Annotated in this window: 6 protein-coding genes; 4 read left to right on the forward strand and 2 right to left on the reverse strand. The window is 34.3% G+C overall.

Annotated features, from left to right (window positions below; all coding sequences use genetic code 11):
* Position 1: 1 nt before the first annotated feature.
* The 3 genes from FUA22_RS04035 to manA are packed head-to-tail and all read left to right on the forward strand — an operon-like array spanning position 2 to position 5,392.
* Complete coding sequence (locus FUA22_RS04035; RefSeq protein WP_206667086.1) at positions 2-1,669, forward strand: glycoside hydrolase family 172 protein; 1,668 nt, start codon at positions 2-4, stop codon at positions 1,667-1,669.
* A 52-nt stretch (positions 1,670-1,721) separates the two neighbouring features.
* Positions 1,722-4,139, forward strand: a complete 2,418-nt coding sequence (locus tag FUA22_RS04040; protein ID WP_147766537.1) for a glycoside hydrolase family 3 N-terminal domain-containing protein — start codon at positions 1,722-1,724, stop codon at positions 4,137-4,139.
* 44 nt (positions 4,140-4,183) lie between these two features.
* On the forward strand, positions 4,184-5,392 hold the full coding sequence (manA, locus tag FUA22_RS04045; RefSeq protein ID WP_147766538.1) for a mannose-6-phosphate isomerase, class I: 1,209 nt from the start codon (positions 4,184-4,186) through the stop codon (positions 5,390-5,392).
* Between the two features lie 183 nt (positions 5,393-5,575).
* On the opposite strand, the gene FUA22_RS04050 is transcribed toward manA, so the two are convergent.
* Together FUA22_RS04050 and amaB are read right to left on the reverse strand one after the other, a co-directional pair.
* Positions 5,576-7,318, reverse strand: a complete 1,743-nt coding sequence (locus FUA22_RS04050) for a phosphotransferase (RefSeq protein ID WP_147766539.1) — start codon at positions 7,316-7,318, stop codon at positions 5,576-5,578.
* A 56-nt stretch (positions 7,319-7,374) separates the two neighbouring features.
* Positions 7,375-8,904, reverse strand: a complete 1,530-nt coding sequence (amaB, locus tag FUA22_RS04055; protein WP_147766540.1) for an L-piperidine-6-carboxylate dehydrogenase — start codon at positions 8,902-8,904, stop codon at positions 7,375-7,377.
* Between the two features lie 228 nt (positions 8,905-9,132).
* Between amaB and FUA22_RS04060 the strand changes: the two genes are divergently transcribed.
* Entirely contained in the window at positions 9,133-12,069 is a 2,937-nt protein-coding gene (locus FUA22_RS04060) for an FAD-binding and (Fe-S)-binding domain-containing protein (RefSeq protein WP_147766541.1), read from the forward strand.
* The last annotated feature ends 3 nt before the right edge of the window (positions 12,070-12,072 follow it).

A 12,072-nucleotide genomic window follows, 5' to 3' on the forward strand; every position in this document is an offset into this window, starting at 1 on the left:
AGTGAAATACTTTAAGGTTTTATATTATGTTTTCTTTGTTTTAGTACTATTTTTTTCTTGTAGCACTAAATCAAATTCTGAATTAACAGAAACTATAACCATAGCCACTTTGTTGAAAGACATGGTTAATAGGGGTAAATTAGCGTCTTTCCCAAAAACAGATTTTCGTTTAAAACAAGAAAGTAGTTATAATAGAGAATCTATAAAGGAAGAAGCTCCTAAAATGGAGCCTTCGGGATGGTTTAAAAATCATGATTATAATTCTTCTGAAAAGGATGCCAACTTTATACGTATTGAAGAACATAATGGAGAGAAGGAATGGGTTTTAATGGATCATAAAAAACCTGGGGTTCTTGTAAGAACTTGGATGCCTTTTGAAAAACCTAATAGCCCTGATACTGATAATTGGATTCGCATTTATTTAGACGGCGCTGAAAAACCAACTTTTGAGGGAAATATGTTTAAGGTGTTTAATGGCAAGGGCTTTATTCCATTTCCTTTGGCACATAAATCTCTGAGATCTGCAGTTTCTTTTTTTCCAATTCCTTATAGTAAGAGTTGTAAAATAACCACTAGCAAACGACCTTTTTTCTATCAGTTTACTTTTAGGGAGTATAAAGCAGAAACTAAGATTAAAACTTTCAGTATGGAAGAGTTTAACGAAAACCATGCCTTGATTAAAAGTGTTTCTGAATCTTTATTAAACCCTAAAAATGATGTTAAAGGGCATATGGTCTCTTTCAATGGTAAAATAAAATCTAATAATGAACAGGAAATAAGTTTACCAAAAGGGCAAGCGGCTATTCATTCATTATCATTAAAATTAGACGATTATCAAGACCCTGAAATCACAAGAAAAGTTGTTTTAAAAATTGAATTTGATGGGCATGAAACTGTTTGGTGTCCTATAGGAGATTTTTTTGGTTCAGGAATTGGCTTAAACCCATTTCAAGGTTGGTACAGAACAGTATCGGAAGATGGAGCTCTTTCCTGCCGTTGGGTCATGCCATATAAGAATTCTGGAAAAGTATCCCTTTTAAACTTCAGTAATAGAGCAATCAATGTGTCTTTAGAAGCGAACATTAAAGATTGGAAATGGGATAATCAATCTATGTATTTCAATGCAGCTTGGAGAGGTCAATATCCAGTTTCTACAAGGCCGTTTTCAGATTGGAATTATATAACCATAAAAGGACGCGGAGTATATGTAGGAGATGCTCTTACCATAATGAATCCGGTAAAGAAATGGTGGGGTGAAGGTGATGAAAGAATATGGGTGGATAATGAAACATTTCCTTCAATTTTTGGAACAGGTACTGAAGATTATTATGCCTATTCTTGGGGTGGGATGAGTACAGATTTTTATGAGCATCCGTTCCATGCACAGCCTCATGCGCATATTTATAACAAAATAAACAGGAAAAAAGCAATAGGTACGCGTAATACTCAAGGTTACAGTACAGAAACCCGTACCCGAGCTTTAGATGTGATGCCTTTTGGTAGTAATTTGAAGTTGGATATGGAAGTTTGGTCTGGTACAGATTGTGAAATGGGATATGGTGTTGGAATGTACTGGTACGGCGATGCCCGAACAGAATCAAACCGAAAACCAAACATGGAAGAGGTTTTAAATGTACCTCCTTTACCTGATGGTTTCCCGAATGACTAATTAAAAAAGGAAATTCAAATAGTTTTAATATTCCAAGTAATAAAGTTAAATTATGAAGTCATATAAAATAGTAGTTGTTTTAGCAATATCATTTTTATTCATAGGAATGAAAACTGGTAAGAAATCTATTTACCATAAAGACTGGATTGATTTTAATAAAAATGGAGTAAAAGATGTTTATGAGGATTCTAAAGCTCATATAGATGATAGGGTATCTAATCTAATTTCTTTAATGAATGTTAACGAAAAAACCTGCCAAATGGCTACTTTGTATGGTTTTTCACGTGTTTTAGAAGATGAGTTTCCAACTCCGAACTGGAAAAATAGGGTTTGGAAAGATGGTATTGCCAATATTGATGAACACTTAAACACCATTTGGAATCAAGAAAAAACACATACACCTTACGCATACCCTTATAGCATACACGCTGAATCTATAAATAAAGTCCAAAAATGGTTTATAGAAGAAACACGTCTCGGAATCCCGGTAGATTTTACAAATGAAGGTGTGCATGGGTTGTGCCATGAAAAAGCAACACCCTTACCAGCACCTATAGGAATAGGGAGTACATGGAATAAAAATCTAGTTAGAAAAGCTGGGGAAATGGTTGGTAGAGAGGCCAAGGCTCTAGGGTATACAAATGTCTATGCGCCTATACTAGATGTTGCTAGAGACCAACGTTGGGGACGTGTTTTAGAGTGTTATGGCGAAGAACCCTTTCATATTGCCGAAATGGGTAAACAAATGACATTAGGGATACAATCGCAAGGCGTTGCTTCAACACTAAAACATTTTGCCGTTTATAGTATTCCGAAAGGTGCTAGAGATGGTGATGCCAGAACTGACCCACATGTGGCCCCTAGAGAAATGTTTCAGTTGCACTTATATCCTTTTAAAAGAGTCCTTGAGGAAGCTAAACCTATGGGAGTTATGAGCAGTTATAACGATTATGATGGTGTGCCTGTTTCAGCTAGTTATTACTTTTTAACCGAATTGTTAAGAGAGAAATATGGTTTTGATGGTTATGTGGTTTCAGATAGTGAAGCCGTAGAGTATGTGTCTGATAAGCACCGAGTAGCTAAAGATTACAAAGAAGCTGTTCGTCAGGTAGTTGAAGCAGGTTTAAATGTTCGTACTACTTTCAGAACACCAGAATCTTTTATAGAACCGTTACGGGAATTAATAAAAGAAGGGAAGATTTCAATGAAAACCATAGATGGTTTGGTTTCAGAAGTATTAAAAGTGAAATTCAGATTAGGATTATTTGATAAGCCTTATGTTGAAAACCCTAAAGAGGCAGATAAATTAGTGCATACTGAAGCAGATGAAGTGCTTTCTAAACAGATAAATAGAGAATCTTTAGTTCTGCTTAAGAATGAGAATAATTTATTGCCGCTTGATGTTAATAAAGTGAAAAATATATTGGTAACGGGACCTTTGGCAGATGAAGTAAGTTTTACTTATAGCAGATATGGCCCGGCATTCAACCCGTCGGTTTCGGTATATCAAGGCATAAAGAATTATGCCGGTAACAATGCAAATGTAAGCCATGATAAAGGTTGCGATATTGTAGATGAAAACTGGCCAGGTAGTGAAATAATTCCAGTGCCATTATCCTCTAAAGAACAATCGGATATTGATGCGGCTGTTGAAAAAGCAAAACAATCAGATATTGTGATAGCTGTAGTTGGTGAAGATGAAAAACGCGTGGGCGAAACAAAATCACGAACAAGTTTAGGGTTGCCAGGGAGACAATTTCAACTGGTACAAGCTCTATATGCTACTGGAAAACCTGTGGTTTTAGTACTTATAAACGGACAGCCGTTAACCATAAACTGGGAAAACAAATTTTTACCGGTTATTTTAGAAGCGTGGTTCCCTAGTACGGCAGCAGGTGATGTTATTGCAGAAACTTTGTTTGGTGATTATAACCCAGGAGGAAAACTATCAGTTACGTTTCCAAAAACAGTAGGGCAGATTCCTTTTAATTTTCCATTTAAGCCAGGGTCACAAGCAGGACAACCAGGTGCAGGACCAAACGGATATGGTAATACGCGTGTGTTGGGACCATTATATCCTTTCGGATACGGATTGAGTTATACAACTTTTGAATACAGCGATTTAGTAGTAACTCCCACTAAATTAAAAGCTCAGGCTAATGTTGAAGTGTCATTTAAAGTGAAAAACACAGGAGATAGGGCAGGAGATGAGATAGTACAGTTGTATATTAAAGATAAGGTAAGCAGTGTAACCACCTATGATTCTCAACTCAGAGGTTTTGAGAGAGTACCTCTAAAACCTGGTGAAACAAAAATCATTAATTTTACTATTCATCCAGACGATTTGGCTATTTTAGATAAAGAAATGAATTGGACAGTTGAAGAAGGAACCTTTGAGGTTTTAATTGGCGGCTCTTCGGTGGATATAAAACTTAGAGAACAATTTGAAGTGGTTGCCGTGAATGAATAATTCGCTCTAATTCGATTCGAATATTAAAAAGATAAATGAGAACTATGACAAAGATTTTTGCTTTAAAAGGAAAAATTCAAAACTATGCTTGGGGAGGCAATGAGTATATCCCTAACCTATTAGGTATTTCAAAAGAGGATAAAAAATACGCTGAATATTGGATGGGTGCTCATGTTAATGCCCCATCGGTAATACAAAGTGCAGAGGGGGATGTTAATTTAGATGCTTTTTTAAACCATCATTTGGAAGAGAGTTTAGGCGTAAAAGTTAAAAGCACTTTTGGAAAACTTCCGTTTTTATTTAAAGTTCTTGACGTAAACGACATGTTATCAATTCAAGTGCATCCCACCAAAATTGAAGCAGAAAAAGGGTTTAAACATGAAAATGAATTGGGAATACCCTTATCTGCTCCTCATAGAAATTATAAAGATGACAATCATAAGCCTGAGATCATGGTGGCTTTGAGCGAGTTTTGGTTGTTACACGGGTTTTTATCAGAAGAAAAAATCACAAAAGTATTGAGTACAGTCCCTGAGTTTTCAGAATTATTACATGTTTTTAATGAAAAAGGATACTACGGACTATACAAAACTGTAATGGAACAAAGCCAAGAGGAAACCAATCATGTTTTAAAACCGTTGGCAGAAAGAATTTTGCCATTATACAAAAGGGGAGAGTTGAGCAAGTTTGATCCTGGGTTTTGGGCAGCTAAAGCCATTGAGAATGAAACTGGAACGTCAATTGATAAGGGGATTTATTCCATCTATTTTTTTAATATAGTAAGAGTTGAAAGCGGAGATGCCGTTTTTCAAGATGCTGGTATCCCACATGCTTATTTGGAAGGACAAAATATGGAGTTAATGGCAAACTCTGACAATGTGCTTAGAGGTGGTTTAACACCCAAACACATTGATGTTCAGGAATTGCTAAAACATGTAGCATTTAAAGAAACTATTCCAAATATTATTAAAGGTGATAACCAATCTGATGGATTGGAGCGAATTTATAAGAGTCCTGCGCCAGACTTTGAATTAAGTCAAATTAAGTTGAATGGGCAAAAACCGTATGTGGGTAATTCAAAATCAGCTCAAATTCTTATTGTTATTGATGGGCGTGTTAATTTATCTGATGAAAGTGGGGCTACATTGCAACTAAACAATGGAGAATCGGCCTTTATAATGGCCAAGTGTGAGTATTCAATATCTTCAAACTCATCAGCTGTGATTTATAAGGCAACAACGCCATGTAATTAGTCTAAGGACAACTTGCTTAACTTTTTCCAATTGCTAGGTATTGTTATCTTAAATTGCTGAAATTTGCATAACTGAAGTAATAATATAAGATATTGGAGGTTTAATGAAGGTTCGTCACCTCCAACAAATATTAGTAAAAAACAGTTAATTAAACAATTAACTGTTTTTTTTTGTTCCTAAATTTTAAATATTATTTAATTTAGACAAACTCTCCTGTATAAATAATAAGTTCGGATTAGGACAGATACTCTTCCATACGTCTAATTCACTTAAATAAGTTACTCCAGGGAAATCATTAATATAATTAAGTAGCGATAGAGTTATTTGGAAATGAAGATGGGGTACCCAATTGCCGTTTTCATAATTAGTTCCTAATTCACCTATTTTTTCGTTTTGTTCAACAATTTCTCCAACTTTATGAAGGGTTGTACTATAGTGGCTTAAATGTCCGTACAACGTAAAAAAACATAATTCTGCAAAGGAGTGCTTTATAATGATTAACCCACCATAGCCTTTATTTTCTGAATTGTAAGTTGAAGTAACAATGACACCTTTTAATATTGTGTGTACAGGGGTATTTGCAGGTAACCAAAAATCAACACCCAAATGTATGTTTCTCCTTTTTATGCCTGAATTACCTGCTTTTGTATAAGAGTCTGTTGTATAAATTGACCTATGTTCTAAATAACCACCCGCTATTATTTTATGTGGAACTTCTTTTTGAAACTCTTTTATTTTGGATTCTAATAAACTTAAATTATTGAAGTCATCTACTTGATTTATCCATTTACTCGATACACTTAAATCAATGGGAAGTATATTGTTACTATATATAGATGGAAATAAATCTGATACATTAAAAGTGTACTTTTTACACCAAGTTAAAAATAGTTTTTCATTAGGGTGTGCATTAAATCCACAAGCATTTCTAAAACTAAAAAGGGCAAAATTAGAATCAATTATATGCCACTTTTTTAATACTTCCCAAGCAGGTTTTTCACTAATCAATAAATATTTGTTATTAGGTTCTTTAATCTTATTTATAGCAGATTTTGTAACCGAAATTATTAAACGCATTGCAACTGCATTATATAAATGCTCTAATTCAACTTCCAACAATGGAAAGGCGGAATGATAACCTTTAACTATGGGTAAAGCTGCTTCTAATACGTCATTATGATTCATTACGGCATAAGCACAAGCTATTGCTAGATCATTAATAATTTGTGTGTAACATGAATCCCCGAAATCTATAACTGCTTTAACCGAAGGACTAAAAGAATCAGATGAAACAATTATATTGTTATCATTGGCATCATTATGAACAATGCCTTTTCTTAGAGTTGAATATGATGGTTGAGATTTTTCAAACAGCCTTTGAAAATTTTGGATAATCTCTTTTTCTTCACCTGAAAACAAGTAAAGATATTCCTTTGTCCACAATGATTGCGCAACATCCCAAACAAATGCTCTATGAGCTTCCTTATGATCAAACCCCTGCAATGATTTTGTTAGAAGACCACATTGCTGTCCTAAGGTAAATTTCAATCCATCTGAATAAGTACTAATACTATTCCACAAGTCTCCAGGAATCCAGGTTAGTAACCTGACTTTGCGTTTGTTTCCAAAATCATCAGTGATTTCTGAAATATAATTTCCATCTATATCACGAATGGGTTTAGGTATAATTAATATTTCATTATTGTTTTCAATATGAAATAGAAGTTTCTGTTGAAAATCTAGGAGATTATAATCTTGATCAGGACGAGATATTTTTAAGACATACTCCTCATGATTCTCTAGATGAATTCTAAAATTAAAATCAACTTCACCCGGTAATTTAGAGGCAGTTCCTTTAATGTTAAACAGCCTTTTTAGAATGTCCTCAGCCTTTGAATCACATATTTTTAAAGCATTATACTCCATGAGAACCGCAAATAACAAACTTGTTTAGAATAGCCTTTTCTGATTTCTATATGGTATTATAAGTTGAATTTAATACCCTGAGCAAGAGATCCTTCGTTGCCATAATTAACGGTGCAGGTTTGTCTTCTCATGTATGCTTTCCAAGAATCTGAACCACTTTCTCTTCCTCCACCAGTTTCTTTTTCACCACCGAAAGCACCTCCAATTTCAGCACCGGATGTTCCAATATTTACATTTGCTATTCCACAATCTGAACCTGCATGAGATAAGAACATTTCAGCCTGCTGCATATTCATTGAGAAAATAGCTGAAGATAAACCTTGTGGCACATTGTTTTGAATGGTAATAGCTTCTTCTAATGTTTCATATGAAAACACATAAAGAATGGGGGCAAACGTTTCGTGCTTTACAATAGGCATATCGATGTTAGCCTCAATGATTGTTGGTTTTACATAACAATTTGATTTGTATTCACTTCCTTTTAAGACTTCATTGCCATAAGCAAGATTTCCACCTTGTTTTTGTGCTTCATTAATGGTTTTTAAATAAGCATCAACTGCTTGGGAGTCAATTAAAGGGCCAACATGATTATTTTCATTTAAAGGGTCACCTATACGTAATTGTTTGTATGCGTTAACGAGTTTATTAAGAAGGCCTTTATAAAGACTTTTATGAACTATTAAGCGTCTAGTTGTAGTGCATCTTTGACCAGCAGTACCTACAGCACCAAATACAATTGGAGCAATAGCTGTATCTAAATCTGCCTTTTCTGTTACAATAATAGCATTATTGCCTCCTAATTCTAGAATAGATTTCCCTAAACGTTTGCCAACAGTTTCAGCAACGCTTTTTCCCATTCTTGTGGAGCCAGTGGCAGAGACCAATGCAATGTTAGGGTCTGATGCCATAAGTTTCCCAATGTCGCTATCGCCAATGATAACGTTAGAAATACCTTCTGGTAAATTATTTTTCTTTAGAACTTTTTTAAATATTTCCTGACACGCTAAAGCGGAAAAAGGTGTTTTTTCTGAAGGTTTCCATAAGCAAACATTTCCACAAACCCAGGATAAGGCACTATTCCAAGCCCAAACAGCCACCGGGAAATTAAAAGCGGAAATAATACCAACAATACCAAGCGGATGCCATTGTTCAAACATCCTATGGTTAGGCCTCTCAGAATGCATTTGCAGTCCGTATAATTGTCTAGATAATCCAACCGCAAAATCGCAGATATCAATCATTTCTTGAACCTCTCCGTATCCCTCTTGTAAACTTTTCCCCATTTCATAGCTTACAAGCTTACCTAGGTTTTCTTTTTCTATTCTTAAGGCATCACCAAATTGTCTAACAATTTCACCTCTTTTAGGAGCGGGCATTGCTTTCCAAATAGGAAAAGCTTCTTGTGCTTTTGAAACTAAAGTTTTATATCCTTCCTCATTAGTTAATTCAACTTCACCAATAGGGAGATTATCTACTGGAGAGTTAATTGTTATTACCTTATCCGATTTACTAATCCACCCTGATAGACCAGAACTTGAATTATTAAATGGAGCTGAAAGGTTAAATGGGTTTAATAAGTTCTTCATGATACCCTATTTTAGTGTAGTATATTGATTTTTTAGTTGAATGTAATGCCTTGGTTTCTATATAAATATTCTGATGGAACCTGCATTCTTAATTTGTAGAAAGGTATTAAAAATTTCACTTTTAAAATAACCATAATGTAAAACATAAAGTACTATATTTTTTATCTATAATAAAAAATTAGTCTAGGCTTTCTTTTATGAATGAATTATATTAGCTCAAAACAATTCATGCCAGATTTGAACATCAATAATAGCTTAAAGCTACTTACTTCTCAGCTCAGAGGCGAACTTTATTTTGATGATTTACATAAAAGTATTTATGCTACAGATGCTTCTGTTTATCGTAAAATTCCATTAGCAGTAGCATATCCGAAGGACAAGAACGATATAAAGAAACTTATTGCATTTGCTCATGAGCAGGGAACGACGCTTATTCCCAGAACCGCTGGAACTTCATTGGCTGGCCAATGTGTGGGGGATGGTATTGTGGTGGATGTTTCTAAGTATTTTACGAATATTCTAGATTTTGATGTCGAAGCAAAAACCGTTGTAGTAGAACCTGGAGTGATTAGAGATGAACTTAATGTTTTTCTAAAACCTCATGGTTTGTTTTTTTCTCCCAATACTTCTACAAGTAATAGATGTATGATTGGGGGTATGGTAGGAAATAATTCTTCCGGCTCAACTTCAATTAAGTATGGTGTTACAAGAGACAAAGTTTTAGAGCTAGAGACTATTCTGTCTGATGGTACTGAGTGTGTTTTTAACAGTTTAAAAAAGGAGGCTTTAAAGGAAAAAGCAAAAGGTGAAGATTTGGAAAGTTCTATTTATAAAACTTTATATTCTGAACTTTCGAAGAAAGAAATTCAGTCAGAAATACATAAAGAATTTCCGTTAAGATCCATTCATAGAAGAAACACGGGGTATGCTCTTGATGTCTTGTTGGACGTAAACACAAATGATGGATTATCTGAAAAACTGAATGTTGCCAAATTACTCTGTGGCAGTGAAGGTACTCTAGCATTTACTACATCAATAAAATTACAGTTAGATGATCTTCCTCCAGAAAAAGAAGTCTTTATAATACCTCATTTTAAGAGTGTTCAAGAAAGTTTAGAAGCTACTGTGGTTGCTATGAAGCACAACTTATATTCTTGTGAATTATTGGATAAAACTATTCTTGATTGTACCAAAAATAATAGAGAACAAATTAAAAATAGATTTTTCATTGAGGATGATCCAGAGGCCATTTTAATGTTGGAAGTAAGGGCTGATTCAGATGAAGTTTTAGAGTCAAAGGTAGAAAAGCTTATACAAGATTTAAAAACTAACAAATTTGGTTATGCACACCCTAAGTTATATAGAGAGGATATTAACAAAGCTATAGAGTTGAGAAAGGCAGGATTAGGCCTTTTAGGAAATATTGTTGGAGATGCTAAGGCTGTTGCTTGTATTGAAGATACTGCTGTGGCATTAGTAGATTTAACAAATTATATTTCTGAATTCACACAAATGATGACTGCTTACAAGCAAAAGGCTGTTTATTATGCACATGCTGGTGCAGGTGAAATTCATTTAAGGCCTATTTTAAATTTAAAAGAATCTAAGGATGTAGGTTTATTTAGAGAGATTACAACTCAAACAGCAAAATTGGTAAAAAAATATAAAGGCTCTTTTAGTGGTGAACATGGTGATGGTATTGTTAGGGCAGAATTTTTGCCATTAATGATTGGTGAATCTAATTATCAATTATTACAAAGGATAAAAAATGCTTTCGATCCTAATAACATTTTTAACAAGGGTAAGATTGTTGATGCTTTTCCTATGGATGAATCTTTAAGATATGAAGTTGATAGAGTAGAACCAGAAATAGAAACCATTTTCGATTTTTCTGGTTCTGAAGGCATTTTGAGAGCTGCTGAAAAATGTAACGGTTCAGGAGATTGCCGCAAGCCAGTATCTGCTGGTGGCACTATGTGTCCTAGTTATAGAGCTACTAAAAACGAAACGGATACTACTCGTGCACGAGCGAACGCTCTAAGAGAGTTTTTAACAACTTCGGATAAAAAGAATCGATTTAATAATGAAGCCTTAAAACAGGTTTTCGATTTGTGTATAAGTTGTAAAGCCTGCGCAAGTGAGTGCCCTAGTAATGTTGATGTTGCAAGTTTTAAAGTCGAATTCTTATATCAATACCAGAAAGAAAACCCACCGTCTTTTAGGACAAAAATGATCGCTAATAATGTGAAGTTTAATAAGATTGGGAGTAGATTTCCAAAACTTACAAATGCATTATTAAACACGGGTATTTCAAAAAGTATTATGGGTATTGCTCCGGAAAGAAGTATTCCTAAATTGGCATCGATTACTTTTAGAAAGTGGTATTCTATAAATAAAGCCAATTCTAAAAACAATGAATTTGATAAAGGAGAACTTTATCTGTTTGTAGATGAATTTACTAATTATTATGATGTTCAGGTAGGTATTGACGCCTTCGTATTACTTTCTGAATTAGGCTATAAAGTGAATATTGTGGATCACGAAGAAAGTGGTAGAAGCCTTATTTCAAAAGGGTTTTTAGATGAAGCTAAAGAGATAATTGATAAGAATGTATCTATTTTCAATGGTTTAGTTTCTGAGAAAATACCTTTAATTGGAATTGAACCTTCAGCAATTTTATCATTTAGAGATGAATATTTAAGGTTGGCAAATAATAAAACTGATGCTCAAAATATAGCTCAAAATACGTTCACATTTGAGGAGTTTATCAAACAGGAATCATTAAGAGGAAAAATTAAAGAAAATCAATTTACCAATGAGGATAGAACGGTAAAAATTCATGGACATTGTCATCAAAAAGCCTTGAGCAGCACTGAACCTACATTTGCACTGTTAAATCTCCCTAAGAATTATAAAGTAAGTATTATTAATTCAGGTTGTTGCGGAATGGCAGGTTCTTTTGGTTATGAAAAAGAGCATTACCAAATTAGCATGCAGATAGGCGAAGACACCTTGTTTTCTAAAATAATAAACATGAGTGAAGATGTTCTAATTGCCGCTTCGGGCACCAGTTGTCGCCATCAAATAATGGATGGTACAAACCGACAATCACAACACCCAATAAGTATTTTAAGAGAGGCCTTGATATATTCTTTTAAAACTTAACCT

This window comes from Seonamhaeicola maritimus, assembly GCF_008056315.1.
Lineage (GTDB): Bacteria > Bacteroidota > Bacteroidia > Flavobacteriales > Flavobacteriaceae > Seonamhaeicola > Seonamhaeicola maritimus.

What these genes read in the sequence shown, in the direction of transcription:
- FUA22_RS04060 (WP_147766541.1), top strand. Translation starts at nt 9,133, where the DNA reads ATGCCAGATTTGAACATCAATAATAGCTTAAAGCTACTTACTTCTCAG.
- FUA22_RS04050 (WP_147766539.1), bottom strand. Translation starts at nt 7,318, where the DNA reads ATGGAGTATAATGCTTTAAAAATATGTGATTCAAAGGCTGAGGACATT.
- FUA22_RS04040 (WP_147766537.1), top strand. Translation starts at nt 1,722, where the DNA reads ATGAAGTCATATAAAATAGTAGTTGTTTTAGCAATATCATTTTTATTC.
- manA (WP_147766538.1), top strand. Translation starts at nt 4,184, where the DNA reads ATGACAAAGATTTTTGCTTTAAAAGGAAAAATTCAAAACTATGCTTGG.
- amaB (WP_147766540.1), bottom strand. Translation starts at nt 8,904, where the DNA reads ATGAAGAACTTATTAAACCCATTTAACCTTTCAGCTCCATTTAATAAT.